Source organism: Streptomyces sp. NPDC002276, assembly GCF_053891435.1.
Genome location: NZ_JBSFCQ010000008.1, coordinates 229,248 through 250,487 on the forward strand (window position 1 = coordinate 229,248; position 21,240 = coordinate 250,487).

Annotated in this window: 21 protein-coding genes; 13 read left to right on the top strand and 8 right to left on the bottom strand. The window is 70.3% G+C overall.

Annotated elements, in window-relative coordinates; translation table 11 throughout:
• Positions 1 to 6: 6 nt before the first annotated feature.
• The 3 genes from ACWIHT_RS22105 to ACWIHT_RS22115 form a co-directional block, all read right to left on the bottom strand.
• Positions 7 to 948: an intradiol ring-cleavage dioxygenase gene (locus ACWIHT_RS22105; protein ID WP_456169869.1), complete on the bottom strand. Its 942-nt coding sequence runs from the start codon at positions 946 to 948 to the stop codon at positions 7 to 9.
• 66 nt (positions 949 to 1,014) lie between these two features.
• On the bottom strand, positions 1,015 to 1,572 hold the full coding sequence (locus ACWIHT_RS22110; protein WP_456169870.1) for a GNAT family N-acetyltransferase: 558 nt from the start codon (positions 1,570 to 1,572) through the stop codon (positions 1,015 to 1,017).
• Positions 1,573 to 1,624: 52 nt separating this feature from the next.
• On the bottom strand, positions 1,625 to 2,071 hold the full coding sequence (locus ACWIHT_RS22115; RefSeq protein WP_456169871.1) for an ATP-binding protein: 447 nt from the start codon (positions 2,069 to 2,071) through the stop codon (positions 1,625 to 1,627).
• A gap of 236 nt (positions 2,072 to 2,307) precedes the next feature.
• Between ACWIHT_RS22115 and ACWIHT_RS22120 the strand changes: the two genes are divergently transcribed.
• The 9 genes from ACWIHT_RS22120 (at position 2,308) to ACWIHT_RS22160 (ending at position 12,318) form a co-directional block, all read left to right on the top strand.
• On the top strand, positions 2,308 to 3,156 hold the full coding sequence (locus ACWIHT_RS22120) for a hypothetical protein (protein ID WP_456169872.1): 849 nt from the start codon (positions 2,308 to 2,310) through the stop codon (positions 3,154 to 3,156).
• 174 nt (positions 3,157 to 3,330) lie between these two features.
• The gene (locus ACWIHT_RS22125) at positions 3,331 to 4,047 is read left to right on the top strand and encodes a YcnI family copper-binding membrane protein (protein ID WP_456169873.1); all 717 of its coding nucleotides are present in this window, start codon (positions 3,331 to 3,333) and stop codon (positions 4,045 to 4,047) included.
• A gap of 95 nt (positions 4,048 to 4,142) precedes the next feature.
• The gene (locus ACWIHT_RS22130; RefSeq protein WP_456169874.1) at positions 4,143 to 4,793 is read left to right on the top strand and encodes an SCO family protein; all 651 of its coding nucleotides are present in this window, start codon (positions 4,143 to 4,145) and stop codon (positions 4,791 to 4,793) included.
• Entirely contained in the window at positions 4,790 to 5,233 is a 444-nt protein-coding gene (locus ACWIHT_RS22135) for a copper chaperone PCu(A)C (protein WP_456169875.1), read from the top strand. The genes ACWIHT_RS22130 and ACWIHT_RS22135 overlap by 4 nt, the downstream gene beginning before the upstream one ends.
• Before the next feature lie 16 nt (positions 5,234 to 5,249).
• Positions 5,250 to 7,301, top strand: a complete 2,052-nt coding sequence (locus tag ACWIHT_RS22140) for a copper resistance CopC/CopD family protein (RefSeq protein WP_456169876.1) — start codon at positions 5,250 to 5,252, stop codon at positions 7,299 to 7,301.
• A gap of 8 nt (positions 7,302 to 7,309) precedes the next feature.
• Positions 7,310 to 8,608 carry an iron uptake transporter deferrochelatase/peroxidase subunit gene (efeB, locus tag ACWIHT_RS22145; RefSeq protein WP_456169878.1) on the top strand — a complete coding sequence of 433 codons (1,299 nt, stop codon included), beginning with the start codon at positions 7,310 to 7,312 and terminating at the stop codon, positions 8,606 to 8,608.
• Positions 8,609 to 8,679: 71 nt separating this feature from the next.
• Positions 8,680 to 9,612 carry a prephenate dehydratase gene (pheA, locus tag ACWIHT_RS22150; RefSeq protein ID WP_456169880.1) on the top strand — a complete coding sequence of 311 codons (933 nt, stop codon included), beginning with the start codon at positions 8,680 to 8,682 and terminating at the stop codon, positions 9,610 to 9,612.
• A gap of 628 nt (positions 9,613 to 10,240) precedes the next feature.
• On the top strand, positions 10,241 to 11,518 hold the full coding sequence (gene serS / locus ACWIHT_RS22155; protein WP_456169882.1) for a serine--tRNA ligase: 1,278 nt from the start codon (positions 10,241 to 10,243) through the stop codon (positions 11,516 to 11,518).
• Complete coding sequence (locus ACWIHT_RS22160; protein WP_456169883.1) at positions 11,515 to 12,318, top strand: HAD family hydrolase; 804 nt, start codon at positions 11,515 to 11,517, stop codon at positions 12,316 to 12,318. The genes serS and ACWIHT_RS22160 overlap by 4 nt, the downstream gene beginning before the upstream one ends.
• A 312-nt stretch (positions 12,319 to 12,630) precedes the next feature.
• Here ACWIHT_RS22160 and ACWIHT_RS22165 read toward each other — a convergent pair whose 3' ends face one another.
• The 5 genes from ACWIHT_RS22165 to ACWIHT_RS22185 all read right to left on the bottom strand — a co-directional run bounded on the left by ACWIHT_RS22165 (position 12,631) and on the right by ACWIHT_RS22185 (position 16,474).
• Positions 12,631 to 12,870 (bottom strand): SGM_3592 family protein, encoded by a 240-nt coding sequence (locus ACWIHT_RS22165; protein ID WP_456169884.1) that lies wholly within the window; start codon positions 12,868 to 12,870, stop codon positions 12,631 to 12,633.
• 80 nt (positions 12,871 to 12,950) lie between these two features.
• Complete coding sequence (locus tag ACWIHT_RS22170) at positions 12,951 to 13,670, bottom strand: ABC transporter permease subunit (protein WP_456169885.1); 720 nt, start codon at positions 13,668 to 13,670, stop codon at positions 12,951 to 12,953.
• A gap of 11 nt (positions 13,671 to 13,681) precedes the next feature.
• Positions 13,682 to 14,593 carry an ABC transporter ATP-binding protein gene (locus tag ACWIHT_RS22175; RefSeq protein ID WP_456169886.1) on the bottom strand — a complete coding sequence of 304 codons (912 nt, stop codon included), beginning with the start codon at positions 14,591 to 14,593 and terminating at the stop codon, positions 13,682 to 13,684.
• Positions 14,590 to 15,498 (bottom strand): ABC transporter permease subunit, encoded by a 909-nt coding sequence (locus ACWIHT_RS22180; RefSeq protein ID WP_456169888.1) that lies wholly within the window; start codon positions 15,496 to 15,498, stop codon positions 14,590 to 14,592. Before ACWIHT_RS22180 ends, ACWIHT_RS22175 begins: the two co-directional genes overlap by 4 nt.
• Entirely contained in the window at positions 15,488 to 16,474 is a 987-nt protein-coding gene (locus ACWIHT_RS22185; protein ID WP_456170058.1) for an ABC transporter ATP-binding protein, read from the bottom strand. The genes ACWIHT_RS22180 and ACWIHT_RS22185 overlap by 11 nt, the downstream gene beginning before the upstream one ends.
• A 247-nt stretch (positions 16,475 to 16,721) precedes the next feature.
• Here ACWIHT_RS22185 and ACWIHT_RS22190 point away from each other — a divergent pair, with 247 nt between their 5' ends.
• Genes ACWIHT_RS22190 through ACWIHT_RS22205 form a run of 4 tightly spaced genes read left to right on the top strand, consistent with a single transcriptional unit; the run spans position 16,722 to position 21,143 of the window.
• A complete protein-coding gene (locus tag ACWIHT_RS22190; protein WP_456169889.1) occupies positions 16,722 to 17,564 on the top strand; it encodes a M24 family metallopeptidase in 843 nt (280 codons plus the stop codon).
• A complete protein-coding gene (locus ACWIHT_RS22195) occupies positions 17,561 to 19,315 on the top strand; it encodes an SDR family oxidoreductase (RefSeq protein WP_456169890.1) in 1,755 nt (584 codons plus the stop codon). The genes ACWIHT_RS22190 and ACWIHT_RS22195 overlap by 4 nt, the downstream gene beginning before the upstream one ends.
• On the top strand, positions 19,312 to 20,199 hold the full coding sequence (locus ACWIHT_RS22200; protein WP_456169891.1) for a metal-dependent hydrolase: 888 nt from the start codon (positions 19,312 to 19,314) through the stop codon (positions 20,197 to 20,199). Before ACWIHT_RS22195 ends, ACWIHT_RS22200 begins: the two co-directional genes overlap by 4 nt.
• A complete protein-coding gene (locus ACWIHT_RS22205; protein WP_456169893.1) occupies positions 20,196 to 21,143 on the top strand; it encodes a MerR family transcriptional regulator in 948 nt (315 codons plus the stop codon). Before ACWIHT_RS22200 ends, ACWIHT_RS22205 begins: the two co-directional genes overlap by 4 nt.
• Positions 21,144 to 21,240 lie beyond the last annotated feature (97 nt).

Below are 21,240 nucleotides of genomic sequence, written 5' to 3' on the forward strand. Positions count from 1 at the left end.
CTTACCTTATGAGGAGGCCGAGGCGGAAGGGGAGGCGCTGTCGCTGGGCGGCGTACCCGTAGGGGCGTCGCTGGGAGCGCCGCTCGGGGGCGTGCCGCCTCCGCCGCCGCCCCCGCCCGTGTCCTCCGCGTCCGGGTCGACGCCGAGCGTCAGGGAGCCCTTGTAGCCCTTGGACGGGTCCTTCTTGTGGACGGCCTTGAGGGTGAGCAGGCCGCTGGTGGCGCCTCCGCCGTCGTAGACCATGTCGTCGGCGAGGACGGTGTACGAGCCCGTGTGCTTGGCGTAGGGGTCGAGGGTGAAGATCTCCTCGGCGATGTCGTCGGCGAAGAACAACTGGCCGGTGTAGTTGACCTTGCCGCCCTCGTAGGTGCCGTCCTCCTTCTCGCCGCCGGTGTGCACCTTCACGTGGATGTGGCAGGTGCGGGGCGTGTACCAGCCCGGGAAGATCGTCTCGAACTTGACGACCCCGTTGGCGTTGGCGACCTGGTAACCGCGCAGATAGGTGAGGTCGTTGGCGCTGTCGCCCTCCTCGCTCTCGGCGGGGGCCGAGCCGCCGGGGTTGGCGGTGGTGTAGCCGGAGTAGTAGCCCCAGGCGTCGCAGTGCCAGATCTCCACGGCCGCGCCCTTGACCGGGGTGCAGCCGTCGGTGGCGTCGACGACGGTCAGGCGCAGGGTGAGCGGGACGCCCGCCTTGCCCTCCGTAATGTCCTTGCGGACCAGCGCGCCGTCGAGGTAGTAGGGGCCCTCCGTGACGCTCGTCATCAGCGTCATGCACTCGCTACTGGTCGAGGTCGCCGTGGCCGAGGCGGTCGTGTCCGTCGTGTCCGTCGTGTCGGCGGACGCCGACTGGAACCCGGCCGCCACCAGCCCGCCGGCCGCTACCGTCCCGCCGGTCACCGCCAGGGCGCGGCGCCTACTGATCGTTTTTTCCTTGTGGTTTCCCGTCATGATCGCGAAGCTAGGGACGGCACCCGTCAGGGACGTGGGCACCGGCTGTGCGCACGGTAAGAATCCTTAGAAAGCTGACATCGGGTCGTCGTCGTGCAGGATCCGCTGGAACAGCCGGTGGTCCCGCCACTCCCCGCCGATGTGCGTATAGCGCGGAGCCACGCCGATCGGCTCGAACCCGCTCTTCGCCAGGACGCGTTGGGAGGCCAGGTTGTCGAGCGGCGTGACCGCCTCAAGCCGGTGCAGTCCGATCGTCTCCCGCGCGATCCGGCACACCCGCTCGACCCCCGCGGTGGCCAGGCCGCGCCCCCGCAGGTCGGCGGCGATCCAGTAGCCGAGCGAGCCGCTGCGGAAGGAGCCGAGCACGATCCCGGCCAGCGTGAAGGCCCCGGCGACCCGCTCGCCGGACACGAGGAGCAGCGGCACGACCCGGCCCTCCCGGTACTCCCGCAGCAGCGCGTGCAGCCGCCCGCGCTGCCCTTCGGCGGTGAAGAAGGCGTCCGGGCGGTACGGCTCCCAGGGGCTCCGGTTCTCGGCGAACGCGGCGGCGAGGGCCGGGGCGTCGGCCGGCTCGGCGAGCCTCAGCGTCAGACCCTCGGCCAGTTGTTCGGGGCGGATGTCCATGCGCGGATTCTGCCGTGGCGCCGCTCCCGGGGGACGCGCTTCGGACGTGCCGTCACACCGCCATCAGCGGCGCGTCCTTCCGCCACTTCAGGATCTTGTCGAAGCTCACCACCGCGCCGCCCACACCGGGCTTGTTGCCGATGTGGACGTGGTCGGCGAGTTCCTGGATGAGACAGAGCCCCCGGCCGTTCTCCGCCTCGCTCGGGGCCGGGCGGACGGCCTGGGCGCGCGCGAAGCCGGGGCCCGAGTCGGCGACCTCGATACGGCACGTCTCGCCGTCGAGGTACGCGGTGACGCGGTACGCCTCCGAGGACGCGCCGGGCTCGGTGTCGCCGCCGTGCTCGACGGCGTTGGCGCACGCCTCGCTGAGGGCGACCGAGAGGTCGTAGGAAATGTCCGGGTCGACGCCCGCGGTCTCCATCGTGCCGAGGAGAAGCCGGCGGGCGAGCGGAACGCTCGCGGCCTCGCGCCTCAGATGGAGTGACCACCAGATGCTCATGCTCCAGCCTCCCGGCCGCGGCTCGACATACCGATACCTATTGCCGCCAGTGCCCCTGTGTAAGCACGGAGTTGACGTGATGCCGCCCATATGGGGGATGTGTCCGAAACGTAATTGGTGTATCCGGAGGTAGCCCACGTCGGAGAGTGACCTTTGTGATCTATGACACATTATCGTCCCGGTGTGGTGGACCTGCCGTATGGCGCCCGCAGGGCCGGTGCGATGATGAGCCCGCCATGACTGCCCCCCACCCACGTACGGCGCGCTCCGGAGGTGAACTCCGGGTCCTGCGGGCCGCGGTGTTCGCCGCGGTCTGTGTCGTGCTGGCCGCGGCCGGTCATGCCATCGCCTCCTGCGCCACCGTGCCCCTGTGGACACTCGGCGCGGGCTTCCTCGCCACGTTCCTCCTCGTCGCGCCGCTCGCCGGGCGCGAGCGCTCGCTGCCGGGCATCGCGGCACTGCTCGCGGTCGGACAGACGGTCCTGCACACGCTGTTCGGGCTCGGCCAGACGGCCGCCGGTACGTCGACCACGGGCGGTCTGTCCGCGTCCGACGCCACGCTCGTCGCGCGCGCCGCGCATCTGCTGTGCGGCACCACCGCGGCGGCGATCAGCCCGGCGCAGGCCCACCAACTCCTCACCGACGCGCGGCTGCTGCCGACTTCGGACTCGACGGGCTCGATGAGTTCGATGAGCGGGATGGGGTCGATGCACCACCCGGCGGACGCCATGTCCACCTCCGCCGCCTCCTCCATGTCGCTGTTCCCGTCCGTGTCCATGCTGCTCGGCCACCTCCTCGCGGCACTCGCCGCGGGCTGGCTGCTGCGGCACGGGGACCTGGCGCTGCGGCGCCTGATGGAACTGTCGGCGCACGGAGTCGCGGAAGGGGCGCTCGTTCGGTCCCTGCGCGGGGCGCTCGCCCTGGTGCGCGCCCTGCGGGCGGGGCTGCCGGGGGCGCCCGGAACCGGCCCGCGCCCACGGCGTACGGCCCTCTTCGCGCCGCCCGCCCCGCACACCACCGCACTCCAGCACTCGGTGATCCGCCGCGGCCCGCCTTCGGCCGCCGCCCACGTCCTCGCCGCCTGACGCGACGCGACCACCACCACCGCACTCCGTTCCGTGCGTGGAGAGGCCGCCGTCGTGCGGCACGCGCGCGTGCCCGGCGTTTTCCGCCGGGAAACCCCTGGTGTCACCCAGGTGTGCACGCGCCCCTCTTCACCACCGGAACTCACTCGAACTCGAAGTGGAGTGCTCCTTTCCATGAAGGCTTCTCGTATCGCCGCCGCCGCTGCCGTCGCCGGCTCGGCCGTTGTCGTCCTGTCCTCCCCCGCCTTCGCGCACGTCTCCGTGCAGCCGGAGGGCACGGCCGTCAAGGGCGGCTACGCGGTCGTCGACTTCAAGGTCCCGAACGAGCGCGACGACGCCTCGACCACCAAGCTCGAAGTCACCTTCCCGACCGACCACCCACTGGCCTCCGTGATGCCGGAGCCGATCAGCGGCTGGACCGTCAAGGTCACCAAGTCGAAGCTGGCCAAGCCCGCCGAGATGCACGGCGAGACGATCACCGAGGCCGTCACCAAGGTCACCTGGACCGCGACCGGCAAGGGCGTCGAGCCCGGCTACTTCCAGAAGTTCCCGGTCTCCGTCGGCATGCTGCCCACGGACACCGACCAGCTCGTTTTCAAGGCCCTCCAGACGTACTCCGACAACGAGGTCGTGCGCTGGATCGAGGTGCAGAAGGACGGCGCGGAGGAGCCCGAGAACCCGGCTCCGACGCTTGAACTGACCTCCGCCTCCACCTCGGGCGCGACCGCCGAGGACGCCTCTGAGAAGACCGAGAACACCGCCGCCGACACCACGACCGCCGTCGACTCCTCCGACACCACCGCCCGCGTCCTCGGCGTGGTCGGCATCGCCGTCGGCGCCGCCGGTGTGGCGTACGGCGTTCTCGCCGGTCGACGGCGTACGACCGTCTGAGGCCCGTCCGCTCATGGCGCGCACAGGGGTCCGTGCGACTCTTGCGCAACGACCCCGGTGCGCGCCGGAGCTCTCACAACTGGGACATTTTTCCTATGCGCAAGAAGACGTTCGCGGCGGCAGCGCTGCTCGCCGCCGCCACCCTGACGCTCTCCGCCTGCGGCAGCGGCGACGACGGCAACAGCCCCGTCGCCGTGGTCTCCGAGGACACCGCGACCCAGGCCGCCACCGTGCTCGACACCCCGTTCGAGAAGCCGGACCTGGTCCTCACGGACACGCACGGCAAGAAGTACGACTTCCGGGCGGAGACCAAGAACCGGCCGACGCTGATCTACTTCGGCTACACCCACTGCCCCGACATCTGCCCGCTGACGATGAACAACATCGCCGTCGCCAAGAAGGCGCTGCCCAAGGCCGAGCAGGACAAGCTGCTGGTCGTGTTCGTCACCACCGACCCGGCCCGGGACACCGCGCCGGAACTCGGCAAGTGGCTCAAGGGCATCGACACCCAGTTCGTCGGCCTGACCGGCTCCTTCGCCACCATCCAGGCCGGCGCCCGCACCCTGGGCATCTCCATCGAGCCGACCTCCAAGGACAAGAACGGCAAGCTCGTCTCCGTCCACGGCACCCAGGTCGTCGCGTTCTCCCCGAAGACGAACGGCGGTTACCTGCTCTACGGCCAGGACACCACCGTCGACGACTACACCAAGGACCTCCCCAAGATCATCAAGGGGGAGACACCGTGAGGCGGTTCGCCGTGCCCGTCGCGGTGCTGAGCGGCGCGCTGGTCCTCACCGGCTGCGGCTCGGACGACGCCAAGGCCCAGCTCTCCGTCGGTTCCGCCTACATGCCCCAGCCGGTCTCGGACATGGCGGCGGGGTTCCTGGACATCGCCAACAAGGGCGGCGCGAAGGACGAGTTGACCTCCGTCACCAGCGACGTAGGCCCGGTCTCCGTGCACGAGACGGTCGGCCAGGCGATGGAGGAGGTCACGTCCCTCGATGTGCCCGCACACGGCCAACTCGTGTTCAAGAGCGGCGGCAACCACCTGATGTTCGACAAGCTGAAGCACACGCTGAAGCAGGGCGACAACGTGACCGTGAAGCTCCACTTTGCCAAGTCCGGCCCTCTCACGGTTGAGATGCCCGTGAAGTCGGCGACGTACAACCCCACGACCGGGCACTGAGGGAGGGACCCCCACCTTGAAGACGACCATCACCCCCCGAGTCCGCACGCTGGTGCTGCTGTTCCTGGCCGTCGTCGGCATGCTGTTCGCGGGTGCCGGGACGGCCTCCGCGCACGCCGCCCTGACCGGCAGCGACCCCTCTTCGGGGGTGGTGGTCAACAAGGCTCCGACGCAGGTCTCGCTCACCTTCTCCGAGAAGGTCGCGACGAACGACGACTCGCTGCGCGTGCTCAACCCGAAGGGCAAACGCGTCGACGTCGGCAAACCGTCCAACATCAGCGGTACGACGTACGCCGTACAGATCCGCAGCGGACTGCCCGACGGCACCTACACGGTGGCCTGGCAGGTCGTGTCCGCGGACAGCCACCCCGTGGGCGGCGCCTTCACCTTCTCCATCGGCTCCCCCTCGAAGACCACCGTCTCCGCGTCGGCCGAACAGGACGTCGGCGGCGGGCTCGTCGGCGGGCTCTACGGCTTCGGCCGCTACATGTCGTACGCCGGCTTCATCGTCATGGTCGGCGGCGCCGCCTTCGTCCTGGCCTGCTGGCAGCGCGGCGCCGGAGTGCGCGCCCTCCAGCGGCTGGTGGTCTCCGGCTGGGTCTCGCTGACCGCGGCCACGCTCTGGCTGCTGCTCATCCGCGGCTCGTACACGACCTCCGGGAAGTTCGGCGACATCTTCGACCTGAACCTCCTCGGCCAGGTCCTCCAGACCAAGACGGGCGCCTCGCTCGTCTCCCGGCTGCTGCTGCTCGCCGCCGCCGCGCTGTTCATCGCCGTCCTCTTCGGCGCGTACGACAAGCGCGAGGACGAGGAGAAGCGCGACCTGACCTTCGGGCTGGCGATCGGCGGCGGTGTGGTGGCCGCCGGGCTCGCCGCGAGCTGGGCGCTGTCCGAGCACGCCTCGACCGGGTTGCAGCCCGGCATCGCGATGCCCGTCGACGTCGTCCACCTGCTGGCCGTCGCGGCCTGGCTCGGCGGCCTCACCGCCCTGCTCGTCTCGCTGTACCGGGCGCCCGCCGACAACCCCGTCGGACGGGCCGCCGTACAGCGCTTCTCGCGCCTCGCGTTCGGCAGTGTCGTCGCGCTCGTCGCGACCGGCATCTACCAGTCCTGGCGCCAGCTCGGCTCCTGGTCGGCGTTCACCGACACCGGCTACGGGCAGCTGCTGCTCGTCAAGATCGGGCTCGTGGCGCTGCTGATCGGGATCGCGTCGATCTCCCGCCGCTGGACCGCGCGGCTCGCGGAGCCGGCAGAGACCACCGTCGAGGAAACCACGGCAACCGAGGCGCGCGAGCCGGAGAAGGAGCACGTCACGGCGTCCGCCAAGGCCGCCGTCGACTCCGGCGCCAAGGCGTCCGCCACGGTCTCTGACTCCAAGGCCGCGGACTCCGCCACTGCCACCTCCGAGGCGTCGGCCGAAGTCGACGAGCCCGCGTCTACGGCTGCCTCCACGTCCACGTCCGCCTCCGCGTCCAACGGGACCGGTGACTCCAAGCGCGCCGCCCAACTCGCGCGCCAGCAGGCCGCCGTGGACACCACCCAGCGGAAGCGGCTGCGGGACGCCGATCCGAACCTCTTCGGGCTGCGCCGCTCGGTCCTCGCCGAGGCCGCCGTCGCGGTCGTCGTCCTCGCCGTCACCACGGCCCTGACGACCACCGAACCGGGCCGCACGGAGGAGGACGCCAAGGCGGCCAAAGCCTCCTCGTCCTCTTCCTCGTCGTCCTCGGGCGCGCTGACCCTGGACATGTCCTTCGACACCGGAGGCACGGACGGCAAGGGCGTCATCCGGGTCGACATCGACCCCGCGCGGGTGGGCGGCAACGAGATGCACGTCTATGTGCAGCGCCCCAACGGCCGGGCCTTCGACGTCCCCGAGGTGAAGGTCGCCTTCACGCTCGCCGCGAAGAAGATCGGTCCACTGCCCGTGACGCCCGACCGCATCACCACCGGACACTGGGCCGCGAACGGAATCCAGATCCCCATGGCGGGCGACTGGAAGATCTCGGTGACCGTGCGGACCTCCGACATCGACCAGACCACCGTCGACAAGAACGCGCAGATCGGCTGAACCACGCCATGCCTGAACAGTCCATTCCCGAGGCCCGCGCCGTAAAGGCACCTCCCGGGGAGGCCGTTTCCGAAAACGCCTCCCCCGGGGAGGGTGTTTCCCGCCGACGGCTCCTCGGTACGGCCGGTGCCACCGGGCTCGTGCTCGGCGCGGCGGGCGGGGCCGTGGGGTACGCGGCTGCCCCCGCCGGGGCCACTCCGCTCACCTCGCTTGGCGCGGACAGGGCAATGTTTCACGGGAAACATCAGCCCGGCATCACCGAGGGCCTCCAGGCGCGCGGCCACCTCGTCGCCTTCGACCTCGCGGCGGGCGCGGGCCGCAAAGAGGCGGCGGCCCTGCTGCGCCGCTGGTCGACGACCGCGCAGCGGCTGATGGCGGGTGAGCCGGCGGCGCAGGACGACACGGATGTCGCCCGGGACGCGGGGCCCTCGTCGCTGACGATCACCTTCGGCTTCGGCAACAGCTTCTTCTCCCGCACGGGCTTGGAGAAGCAGCGCCCCGGCTCCCTCGACCCGCTCCCCGACTTCTCCTCCGACCAGCTCGACAAGGCACGCAGCAACGGCGACCTGTGGGTGCAGATCGGCGCCGACGACGCCCTGGTCGCCTTCCACGCGCTGCGCACGATCCAGAAGGACGCGGGCAGCGCGGCCAAGGTGCGCTGGCAGATGAACGGCTTCAACCGGTCGCCGGGCGCGACGGCCCACAAGATGACGGCCCGCAATCTGATGGGCCAGCTCGACGGCACCCGCAATCCCAAGCCGACCGAGTCCGACTTCGACAAGCGGATCTTCGTGCCAGCGTCCGGTTCGGCCGACCCGGCCTGGATGGCGAACGGCTCCTACGCCGTCGTACGCCGGATCCGCATGCTCCTCGACGACTGGGAGAAGCTCTCGACCGGCGCCCAGGAGAACGTCGTCGGGCGCCGCAAGTCCACTGGGGCACCCCTTTCCGGGGGCGGTGAGACGACCGCGATGGACCTGGAGAAGACCGACGCGAAGGGCGCCCTGGTCGTCCCCATCAACGCGCACGCCCGGATCGCCCGCCCCGACCAGAACGGCGGCGCTGCGATGCTCCGGCGCCCCTTCTCGTACCACGACGGCATCGGCGCCGACGGCACCCCGGACGCCGGGCTCCTGTTCGTCTGCTGGCAGGCCGACCCGCTGCGCGGCTTCGTCACCGTGCAGCGCAAGCTCGACCGCGGCGACGCCCTGTCGACATACATCCGCCACGAGGCGAGCGGCCTGTTCGCGGTCCCGGGCGGGGCGGCGGAGGGCGAGTACGTGGGGCAGCGGTTGCTGGAAGCGTGAGCCGTCGCCCGTTGGGGTGGCCGGTTCGAGAAGGGTGCACCGGGTTTCGCAAGGCCCATTAGGGTGAAGTCATGCCAGCCAGCTACGCGTATCTCGGCCCTGAGGGCACCTTCACCGAAGTCGCCCTGCGGACGCTTCCCGAGGCGGCCACCCGGGAGCTGATCCCGTATGTGTCGGTGCAGTCCGCGCTCGACGCGGTGCGTACCGGTGAGGCCGAGGCCGCGTTCGTGCCGATCGAGAACTCCGTCGAGGGCGGTATCACCACCACCCTGGACGAGCTGGTCGCGGGCGCGCCGCTGATGATCTACCGCGAGGTGCTGCTGTCGATCACCTTCGCGCTGTTGGTCAGGCCCGGCACGAAGATCTCCGACATCAAGACGGTCTCCGCGCACCCGGCCGCCCAGCCGCAGGTCCGCAACTGGATGAAGGCGAACCTCCCGGACGCCCTGTGGGAGTCGGCCGCCTCGAACGCGGACGCCGCCCGCCTGGTCCAGGAGGGCCGCTACGACGCCGCCTTCGCCGGTGAGTTCGCCGCCGCCCGGTACGGCCTTGAGGCCCTGGAGACGGAGATCCACGACGCGGAGAACGCGCAGACCCGGTTCGTGCTGGTGGGCAGGCCCGCCCGCCCGGCGGCGCCGACCGGCGCGGACAAGACGTCCGTCGTGATCTGGCAGCGCGACGACCACCCCGGCGGGCTGCGCGACCTGCTCGGCGAGTTCGCCACCCGGGGCATCAACCTCATGCTGTTGCAGTCCCGCCCGACCGGCGCCGGCATCGGCAACTACTGCTTCTGCGTCGACGCCGAGGGACACATCTCCGACCGCCGGGTGGCCGAGGCCCTGATGGGGCTCAAGCGCATCTCTCTCCAGGTGCGTTTCCTAGGTTCGTACCCGCGCGCGGACGTCGGTGTGGACGGGGTCCGGACGCTGTTCCCGGGGACCTCGGACAAGGACTTCCTGTCGGCGGCGGACTGGGTCGCGCACTGCCAGGACGGCCGTTTCTGACGACCGGCAGTGCGCCCGCGGTGCGCCGGGAGTGCACCGATCATGGCCCGGTCGTGGCCCAGTGGTGGCCCGTGGTGGCCCGTCGTGGCCCGGTAGTACCTGCGTATCTTCGTTATCCACAGAAGTTATCCACAGGCCCACTTCTCGACCTGGGGACAAGTCGACAGCGGAGCATCAGTCTGTCGACAAATCGCCCTACAGACCCCTGGCGCGCGCACCGGCGCGCAAGTCACTCTTCGTCCACCCGTTTCCTTCGGGCAATCCTATGGAGCGACGCAATTCCACCCGAAAGTGGGTGTGAGGGACGTTTGGGTCGGGAATTCCTTGATCACGGGACCCTTTTGGAAATGATCGCTTCCGGCATCCACAGATCTTCCACACAGCCTGTGGATAACTCTTCCGGGATGTGGATTCCTGTGGACAACCGCGCGCTCAAGTCCCGTTTCCCACAAGGGATTCGAGTCAACAGGCCGCCTCGCGCCTGCCCCGTTCCAGGGAGCGGGGCGCCCTTTTATTGACTCGCATCTACAGGCATCGACACTCTGCGCAATTACCCCATAACTGGATGTAAGCCGCAGTTCGGAATACCAAGTCGTGAGCCGGAACCCCGCACCGGTAGCCTGGTCGCGTGATTGACCTTCGCCTGCTCCGTGAGGACCCCGACCGTGTGCGCGCGTCCCAGCGCGCCCGTGGAGAGGACGTCGCGCTCGTCGACGCTCTCCTGTCCGCCGACGAGCGGCGCAGGTCGTCCGGCGTCCGCTTCGACGAGCTGCGTTCCGAGCAGAAGGCGCTCGGCAAGCTCATCCCCAAGGCCTCCGGCGACGAGAAGGCCGAGCTGCTCAAGAAGACGGGCCAGCTCGCCGCCGACGTCAAGGCGGCCGACGCCGAGCAGCACGAGGCGGACGAGGAGACCAAGCGCCTCGCGCTCCAGCTCGGCAACCTCGTGCACCCGGACGTGCCCGTGGGCGGCGAGGAGGACTTCGTCGTCCTGGAGACGCACGGCACGATCCGCGACTTCGCCGCCGAGGGCTTCGAGCCCAAGGACCACCTGGAGTTGGGCGAGGCGCTGGGCGCCATCGACGTCGAGCGCGGCGCCAAGGTGTCCGGCTCGCGCTTCTACTACCTCACCGGCGTCGGCGCCCTCCTGGAGCTGGCGCTCGTCAACGCGGCGATCGCGCAGGCCACGGAGGCCGGCTTCGTCCCGATGCTGACCCCGGCGCTGGTCCGCCCGCGCGCCATGGAGGGCACCGGCTTCCTCGGCCAGGCCGCGGAGAACGTGTACCACCTGGAGAAGGACGACTTCTACCTGGTCGGCACCTCCGAGGTCCCCCTCGCCGCCTACCACATGGACGAGATCCTCGACGCGGACAAGCTCCCGATGCGCTACGCGGGCTTCTCCCCGTGCTTCCGCCGCGAGGCCGGGACGTACGGCAAGGACACGCGGGGCATCTTCCGCGTGCACCAGTTCGACAAGGTCGAGATGTTCTCGTACGTCCTCCCCGAGGACGCGGAGAACGAGCACCAGCGCCTCCTGGACTGGGAGAAGCAGTGGCTCGACGGCCTCGAACTGCCCTACCAGGTCATCGACGTGGCCTCGGGCGACCTCGGCGCGTCGGCGTCCCGCAAGTTCGACTGCGAGGCGTGGATCCCGACCCAGGGCAAGTACCGCGAGCTGACCTCGGCCTCCAACTGCGACAGCTTCCAGGCCCGCCGCCTGTCCGTACGGCTGCGCGACGGCAAGAAGGTGCAGCCGCTGGCCACGCTGAACGGCACGCTGTGCGCCGTACCGCGCACGATCGTGGCGATCCTGGAGAACCACCAGCTGCCCGACGGTTCGGTGCGCGTGCCCGAGGTGCTGCGCCCGTACCTGGGCGGCCGTGAGGTCCTGACGCCGGTCGCCAAGTGAGCACCGGCTTCCCGTACAAGCTGATCGCGACCGACCTCGACGGAACGCTCCTGCGCTCCGACGAGTCGGTCTCGCCGCGCACCCGTGCCGCCCTCGCGGCGGCCACGGAGGCCGGTGCCGCGCACATCGTGGTGACCGGCCGCTCGGCCCCCTGGACCCGGCACATCCTCGACGACCTCGGCTACGAGGGCCTCGCGGTCTGCGCCCAGGGCGCCCAGGTCTACGACGCCGGCGAGCACCGCCTGCTGACCTCGGTCACCCTGGACCGGCAGCTGGCCGCCGTGGCGCTGGCCAAGATCGAGGCGGAGATCGGGCCGCTGTTCCTGGCGGCGAGCCAGGGCGGCCTGGACGGCGAGGTGCTGGTCGGTCCCGGGTACCGGGTCACGGGGGCGCTTCCCGCGACCCCGTTCACGGACGTGTCCGAGCTGTGGGCCGCTCCCCTGAACAAGATCTACATCCAGCATCCGACCCTCACCGACGACCAGCTCGCCGAGGCGGCCCGCGAGGCCGCGGGCGGCTTCGTCACGGTCGCGATGGCGGGCGAGGGCATCGTCGAACTGCTGCCCCTGGGCCTGTCCAAGGCCACGGGCCTCTCCATCGCGGCCCGCCGCCTGGGCCTGAGGTCCGCCGACACGATCGCCTTCGGCGACATGCCCAACGACATCGCGATGTTCGGGTGGGCAGCCCACAGCGTGGCGATGGCCAACGCGCATGAGGAACTCAAGGTTGTGGCCGACGAGGTGACGTCCTCGAACGAGGAGGACGGGATCGCGGTCGTGCTGGAGCGGTTGCTCGCGTAGGTGTGGGCAACCGCTCCAGCTCGGCTTGCCCCCGGCGATGGGGGCAACAGGGAGGGCGGCCCACGCGATAATGAGTCGCGTGCTCGAAGCGGCCGCCCCGGGCAGCTCCCCGTGGTGGGCGACTCGACGGAGGGGTAACTACTCCGGAGACCGCCGCGGGCTGCCCTGAAGGGAGTTGGACGTCCTGTCGTGCATCGACATCGTCCAGCTCCTCTCCCAGTCAGTGGCGCCGGCTGATCCGGCGTCGACAGAACAACTGTGCCTGTACGCCGAGTTGGACGCCACCGAATAAAAAGGGCAGCCGTGTGACGGCTAGTTCCGGCGCCACCTGCGCCGTCGTGCCTTGCTGAAGAACCAGCCCGCAGGCGGCTCGTCGGAGCGCCAGGGCTGCGGCTCGGGCGACTCGTTGCGCCAGCGCGCCGCGAGCATCCGGGCGCGCGCGGACGGCTCGGCCGTCTCGGCGGAGCGTATGAAGTCGTCGTCCAGGACCAACTTGTCCCAGCCGTCCCCTGATTCGGCCTGACCGCCGCCGTACGGTGCCTGTCCCGCCATCCCCGTTCCTCCTAGCCGTGCGTCCCCGTTTGCCCAGTGTGCCCGGACAGAGATGAAGCCCCCGTCAAGATCAGGACCTGTCATTCCTCGCCGGCGAGAGTCAGCGAGCGCAGCTTCTGCCCGGCGTACCAGGTCGCTCCCACGGTGACCGCGACCAGGAAGATCGTCGCCGTGGTCAGCCCGACGTCGGAGGTCACCAGCTCGCCGCCGGACACCTTGTGGGCGACGGCCAGGGACCACTGCTGGACGCTGAGCGTGCGGGCGCCGGCGACCAGGGAGCCGAACAGGGCCTCCCAGACGAGGGCGTAGACGAGTCCGAAGACCACCGCGTGCCGCGAGACCGTGCCGAGCAGCAGGAAGAGTGCCGCGTAGGCGATGGAGGCGACCAGGGCGGCCACCGTGTAGGCGACGGCGATCTGCTGGCCGTTGCCGTTCAGGATGAGCCCGGAGATCAGCATGGGCACGGCCGAGAACACCATGGTGACGCCGACCGCGACGATCAGCTTGGTGAAGATGATCGTGGGCCGCTTCAGCGGCTTGGACAGCAGATACACCACGGAGCCGTCGTCGATCTCCGGTCCGATCGCGCCGGTGCCCGCGATGACGCCGATGATCGGCACCATCGTGGCGAGGCCGAGGCCGCCCAGGACGTCGACGGCGGTCTGGTCGTCGGCACCGGCGAGGGCGCGCACCACCACGGAGATCACGATCAGCAGCAGGGGCAGGGCGCCCAGGATGAGGGCCCGGCGCCGGCCGAGCAGGGCCCGGTAGGTGAGTCGGGCGACTGTGGGGTCGTACATCTCTTGGCCTCCTACGCCGCGACGAGATACGAGAAGACGGATTCGAGCGACTCGTCCGACGGCGAGACCGTGAGCAGCCGGATGCCGTGGTCCCTGGCCACCCGGGGCAGCAGCGCGGTGAAGCGGCCGAAGTCGACGGCCTGGATGCGCAGCGCGCCCTCGGCCAGGTCGACTTCGATGCCCGAGGTCGACGGGTCCGCGATCAGCGCGGCGGCGAGGGCGCGGTCGTCGCTGGAGCGGACCAGGTAGCGGTGCGGGCGGTCGGTCATCAGGCGGCGGATCTTGCGGAAGTCGCCACTGGCCGCGTGCCGTCCGGCGACGACGACCTCGATGTGCCAGGCGAGCTGTTCGACCTCTTCGAGGATGTGGGACGAGAACAGCACCGTGCGGCCCTCGTCGCCCATCCGCCGCAGCAGGTCCATGAGTTGCATGCGCTGGCGCGGGTCCATGCCGTTGAAGGGCTCGTCGAGCAGGAGCAGCGAGGGGTCGTGGACCAGGGCGGACGCCATCTTCACGCGCTGGCGCATGCCCTTGGAGTACGTGGCGATCTTGCGGTCCTGCGCGTACTCCATCTCGACGGTGGCCAGGGCTTTTTGGGCCGCCTTGGCTCCCAGGCCGTGCAACTCGGCGTTGGCTACGACGAATTCGCGTCCCGTGAGGAAGTCGTACATCGCCTCGCGCTCGGGGACGATCCCGATGTGCTTGTAGATCTGTTCGTTGCGCCACACCTGCTGGCCGTCGAGGGTGACGGTGCCGGTGGAGGGGGCGAGGAAGCCGCCCATCATGTTGATGAGGGTGGACTTTCCGGCGCCGTTGGGGCCGAGGAGTCCGGTGACGCCGGGGCCGACGTTCATGGTGATGTCGTTGACGGCGACCACGTTGCCGAACCAGCGGGAGACGTGGTCGATGGAGAGCGTGGTCACAGGCCCACCTTCCGGTAGCGGCGGATCAGGAGGCCGTAGGTCGCGGCGATGAGGCCCAGCACGGCGAGGACGTAGACGACGCCCTGCGCGTGGCTGGGGCCGATGCCTCCGGGGGCCGCCGATGTCGCGCCCAGGAAGGCCGACTGGAGGCCGTCGATCAGCGTGACGGGCGAGAAGAGGCCGATCCAGGGGATCGCGTTCGTGGCGTTCTGCGCGTCGGCGATCGCCTGGAGGGTGGAGACGGCGCCGTAGGAGATGGTCAGTACGGCGATGACGGCCGCGATGCCGAAGCCGCGGCGCGGGGTGACCGCCGCGATGACCAGGCCGATGCCGGCGAAGAGCAGGGAGAGGAGGGTCACGGAGACGAGGCCCTGGGCGAAGCCCTTGGTCTGGTCGGCGAAGTCGAGCTTCGCGAGCAACGCTCCTACGTAGAGCACGATCAGCGGAGCCGCGGTCAGGATGAACATGGCCGAGGCGAGGGCCGCGAACTTGGCCCGCACGTAGTCGGCGGTCTCGATCGGCCGCGAGAAGTACAGCGGCACGGTCTTGAAGCGCAGGTCGCGCGAGACGGACTGGGGTGCCTGGGAGGCGACGTAGAGGCTGATGACGGCCTGCATGATGATCGCGTAGCGGGTGTAGTCGACGGGCAGGTCCTTGGCCTTCGTGGCGACCGCGACGGCCACCATGATGGCTGCGGGCACGCACATGACCACGAACAGCAGCATGGGCAGGACCTTGGACTTCACCGAGCGGCCGAGGCCGTAGGCGCCGCGCAGGGACTGCGAGTAGAGGGAGCGCCGGGCGTAGGCGCGGCCCAGGCGGGGGCCGGTGTAGTTGCGGTAGCCGATGTTGTGGATACGGGTCTGGTCGCCCGGCTGGGGGACCAGGGGCTGGTCAATTGCCATGGCCTACGGCCTCCTTCCGCTCTGCGTCGCTGCCGGTGCCGGTCTCGGCATCGGCGTCGGTGAAGACCTCGGAGATGTGGTGGCGGCGCTGCTCCATGCGCACCAGGCCGAGGCCGAGGTCCGCGATCACGTCCCGGACCACGTCGTACGTCTCCTCGCCCGAGGCCGTCAGCAGCAGGACGTGGCCCGCGCCCGGCAGGCCGCTGCCGTCGTGGGTGTCCACCCCGCGCGCGTGGAGCGCCTCGCGGACCGCGCGGGTGCCGTCCGGGTGCTCGTCGGTGTCGGTGACCTCGATCGCCAGGGTGGTCGTGGTCTGGGTGAAGTCCGTGGTGGAGCTGGAGCGCAGGAGCTTGCCGCCGTCGACCACGATCACGTGGTCGCAGGTGCGCTCCAACTCGCCCAGCAGGTGCGAGGTCACCAGGACCGAGATGCCGAAGTCCGTGTGGATGCGGCGGATGAGGCCGAGCATCTCGTCGCGGCCGACCGGGTCGAGGCCGTTGGTCGGCTCGTCCAGGAAGACCAGCTGCGGGTCGTGGACAAGGGCCTGGGCCAGCTTGACGCGCTGCTTCATGCCCGTCGAGTAGCCGCCGATGGGGCGGTAGCGCTCCTCGTACAGGCCGACATGGCGCAGCGTGTCCGCGGTGCGCTCGCGCGCGGCGGTGGGCGGCAGTCCGGACATGCGCGCCATGTGGACGACGAACTCGGTGGCCGAGACGTCGGGCGGCAGACAGTCGTGCTCCGGCATGTACCCGACGCGCTCGCGGATGTCGGCACCCTTGGTGGCGACATCGAGGCCGAGCACTTCGGCTCGGCCCTCGGAGGCGGGGGACAGACCCAGCAGGATCTTGATCAAGGTCGACTTGCCGGCTCCGTTGGCACCGACGAGCCCCGTCACACCGGGGCCGACGTCCACGGAGAGCCGGTCAAGCGCGGTCACCCGGGGGAACCGCTTGCTCAGGCTTTCGGTCGCGATCACAGTCACGACTACGAAGGTAGTGACGCGGGCCACTCCGGTCGTCACCCCGCAGAGCTGTCCTCACGTCAGACTCCAGACGTACGGGTCCGTAGGGGATGCCCCTACTTGAGAGCTACGCGACCGGCCTCGCGCAGTTGTCCACAGGTAGAGATCAAGCCTATTGACGCAGCCTCTAACAACTGTCACATTCACCAGTGTCAAGTTACGAGCACGTACCGCAGTCGGTGTGGACAGGTGGGGCGGTGGCATGACTACGGCGGTGACACGCGAACTCTCCGCGGAATTGCGGGGGTTCAGGGAGGTCCAGCGGCTGGCGTACGAGTGCGCCGAGGCCGTCGCGGCCCGGCTGGAGCCGGGGGTGACCGAGCGCGACGCGGCGCGCATGCAGCGGTCGTGGCTGCGCGCGAAGGGGGTGAGCGACTGGTTCCATCTGCCCTTCGCCTGGTTCGGCGACCGCACGGCGTTCACGAACTTCCGGGTGCCGCTCCAGTTCTTCCCCACGAACCGCCGGCTGGAGCCCGGGATGCCGTTCATCCTGGACATGGCCCCCGTGTACAGGGGATTCACGGCCGACATCGGCTATTCGGGCTCCCTCGGGGCGAACCCGGTGCAGGACCGGCTGATGGCCGACCTGGAGGCCCATCGCGAGCTGCTCCTGCGCGAGGTGCGCGAACGGCGCCCGCTGCGCGAGATCTACGAGGACGTGGACCGCCTCATGGTCCGCCAGGGCTACGCCAACCGGCACCGCGCGTATCCCTTCGGCGTGATCGCCCACAAGGTCGACCGAGTGGCCGAACGCCCTTGGTCCCCGCGGCTGTTCGGGTTCGGCACCCAGTCCCTGAAGGGCCTCGCGAGCGACGCGCTGCACGGCCACCGCGACGGCTGGTCACCGCTCTGGTCGCCGTACCGCTTCTCCGACCACCCCCCGCACCCCGGCCTGTGGGCGGTCGAACCGCATCTCGGATTCCGGGGCACGGGCGCCAAGTTCGAGGAGATCCTCGTCGTCACCGACTCCAGGGACCCCGAACAGAGCGCCTTCTGGCTGGACGACGATCTGCCGCACGTGCGGCGCTGGGCGGAGGACAAGTGACGCTTGAGGGTGCGCGCGAGCGCCGGGTGCGGACCGGCGGAGTCGAGCTGTGCGTGGCCGAGTTGGGGGACACCTCGAACCCCACGGTGGTCCTGGTGCACGGCTATCCCGACAGCAAGGAGGTGTGGTCCGAGGTCGCGTCCCGGCTGGCCGACCGCTTCCACGTCGTCCTCTACGACGTCCGGGGCCACGGCAGGTCCACGGCCCCGCGGCCGCTGCGGGGCGGGTTCACCCTGGAGAAGCTGACGGACGACTTCCTGGCGGTCGCGGACGCGGTCAGCCCGGACCGGCCGGTGCACCTGGTGGGGCACGACTGGGGCTCGGTGCAGTCCTGGGAGTTCGTCACCGTCGCGCGCACCAAGGGCCGTATCGCCTCCTTCACGTCGATGTCCGGACCGTCCCTCGACCACTTCGGGCACTGGATCAACAAGCGCCTGACCCGGCCCACCCCGCGCCGCGTCGGCCAACTCCTGGGCCAGGGCGCCAAGTCCTGGTACGTGTACCTGCTGCACACGCCCGTGCTGCCCGAACTCGCCTGGCGCGGCCCCCTGGGCAAGCGCTGGCCGAGGATCCTGGAGCGCGTCGAGAAGGTCCCGCGCGGTGACTACCCGACCTCGTCGCTGCGCCAGGACGCGGCCCACGGCGCCTGGCTGTACCGGGACAACGTCCGGGCGCGGCTGCGCAGGCCACGCCCCGACGCCTATGCGCACGCGCGCGTGCAGCTCATCACGCCCCTGGGGGACGCGTTTCTGTCCGAGCGGCTCTACGACGGGCTGGAGGAGTGGGCGCCCGAGCTGGTGCGGCGGACGCTGCCGGCCAAGCACTGGATCCCGCGCACGCGCCCCGATCAACTGGCCTCCTGGATCACGGAGTTCGTGACGGCCAACGAAGGGAGTCCCGTGTCGTCCACGGTGACCGGCAAGTACGCCCAGCGGTTCGGCGGGCAGCTCGTACTGGTCACGGGGGCGGGCAGCGGGATCGGGCGGGCCACGGCGTTCGCGTTCGCCGAGGCGGGCGCCCGCGTGGTGGCCGTCGACCGGGACGCGGAAAGTGCCGCCCGCACCGCCGAGTTGGCGCGGCTGATCGGCGCCCCCGAGGCCTGGGCGGAGACGGCCGACGTCTCCGACGGGCAGGCCATGGAGAAGCTCGCCGCGAAGGTCGCCGGTGAGTACGGCGTGGTGGACGTCCTCGTGAACAACGCCGGAATCGGACTCTCCGGTTCCTTCTTCGACACCACCCCGGAGGACTGGAAGAAGGTCCTCGACGTCAACCTGTGGGGCGTCATCCACGGCTGCCGGCTCTTCGGGAAGCAGATGGCCGAGCGCGGCCAGGGCGGCCACATCGTCAACACCGCGTCGGCGGCGGCGTTCCAGCCCTCCAAGACACTGCCCGCCTACGGCACCTCCAAGGCGGCCGTCCTGATGCTCAGCGAGTGCCTGCGCGCGGAGCTGTCCGGTCAGGGGATCGGTGTCTCGGCGATATGTCCGGGGCTGGTCAACACCAACATCACCTCGACCGCGCGTTTCGCCGGGGTCGACGCCGACGAGGAGAAACGGCGCCAGAAACGGTCGGCGCGCCTGTACGGGCTGCGGAACTACCCGCCGGAGAAGGTCGCCGACGCGATCCTGCGCGCGGTCGTCCGGGACCAGGCCGTCGTACCGGTCACCCCGGAGGCGCGCGGTGCCCATCTGCTGTCCCGGTTCGCCCCGCGCGCGCTGCGGGCGGTGGCCCGGCTGGAGCCGCCGCTGTGACCTCAGCCGATGAACACCACGCGATCGCGCCCCGCCGGGTCTCCTTCGACTGGTCGCGCACGCCGCCGCACTGGATCCCGGACGAGCCGACCGCCACCCATGTCATGAACGTGCTGCATCTGCTGCTGCCGGCGGGGGAGCGGTGGTTCGTGAAGGTCCTCAAGGAGGGCCTGCCGCTGGTCAGGGATCCCCAACTCCGCGCCGACGTCAAGGGGTTCATGGGCCAGGAGGCCACCCACAGCGTCCAGCACGCGCACGTGCTGGACCATCTCGCGGCCCAGCGGCTCGACACCGCGGACTTCACGAAGTACGTCGACTTCCTCTTCGAACGGCTGCTGGGCGAACGCCCGCCGCTCGGCGCGCCGTTGCCCGAGCGCGAGTGGCTGCGCTTCCGGCTCGCGGTCGTCGCGGCGATCGAGCAGTTCACGGCGGTGCTGGGCGACTGGATCCTGGCCGCGGACGACCTCGACCGGGCGGGCGCCGACGAGATCATGCTCGACCTGCTGCGCTGGCACGGCGCGGAAGAAGTCGAACACCGCGCGGTGGCCTTCGACATGTTCCAGCACTGCGGGGGCCGCGGTCTCCCCCGGTACGCCCGCCGGATCGCCGGCATGACGGTCACCGCGCCCGTGATGCTCTACCTGTGGGCCTGGGGCACGGCCTACCTGATCCGCCACGACCCCCAACTCGCCGGGCGCGTCCGCTACTCGCTCGCCGAGCACAACAGGGCCGTACGGAAAGGCCTGTTGCCCACCTGGCGGTCGCTCGGCGTGGCCGTCCCCCGCTATCTGCGGCGCTCCTACCATCCGTCGCGGGAGGGATCGCTGAACCGGGCGGTGGAGTACCTGAGACGGTCACCGGCGGCGCGGGCGGGGGCCGCGTGAGTACCGGCTCCGGTGGGGTCGCCTACCGGATCGAGGATCTCGCGCGGCTCAGCGGGGCCACCGTCCGGACGATCCGCGCCTATCAGGACCGTGGTCTGCTCCCCCGCCCCGAGCGGCGCGGGCGGGCCAACGTGTACGCGGACGTCCATCTCGCCCGGCTCCGCCAGATCGCGGACCTGCTCGACCGCGGCTACACCCTGGCCTCCATCAAGGAGTTGCTGGCGGCCTGGGACGCGGGCCGGGGGCTGGGCGGGGTGCTCGGGCTGGTCGCCGAGGTGGACGGTCCGTGGACCGACGAGGAGGCGGGCCGGATCTCGCGCGCCGAACTGGAGCGGCGCTTCGGCGGCGACCCGGACGACGCGGCCGTCGCCGAGGCCGTAGAACTCGGCGTACTGGAACCGGTCCCCGGGGACACCGACTCCTTCCTCGTGCCGAGCCCCCAAGAGCTGGCGGTGGCCGTCGAGTTGCACGCCTCGGGGGTTCCGCTGTCCGCGATCTCGTCCCATCTGCGGGAGTTGAGGGTCCAGGTCGAGCACATCGCCTCCCGTTTCCTGGAGTTCACCACCGAGCACGTCTTCGCCCGCTACCTCGAAGGCCCGCACCGTCCGACCGACGCGGACGCGGCCGAGGCGGCCTCGCTCGTACGACGACTGCGCCCGCTGGCGCAGCAGACGGTGGACGCGGAACTCGCCCGCGCGATGCGGCTGTTCGCCAACCGTTCACTGCGGCGGCACCTGGGGGCGGTCGAGCCTTCGGCGCCGGCGTTCTCGTCACGTTCCGTGGCTGTCCCCGAGGAGACGATGCGGGCCGTGGAGGGGCTGGTTGGGGCGGCGAGGGCAGCTGAGTTCGTGGCGCTCGCGGCTGAACGGGAGCTGCGGGCAAGGGCGTTGGATGCGCTCATGCCAAGTGGGCGCCCCCCAGCCGATCTTGACGAACAGGGCTGACATGACAGGGAGTTGTCCACAGAAACGCCAAGTCCCCCTGTGGATAACTACAGTTGGTTGTGGACCAAACATCGGCTCCAAAAGAAAATGCGTGATC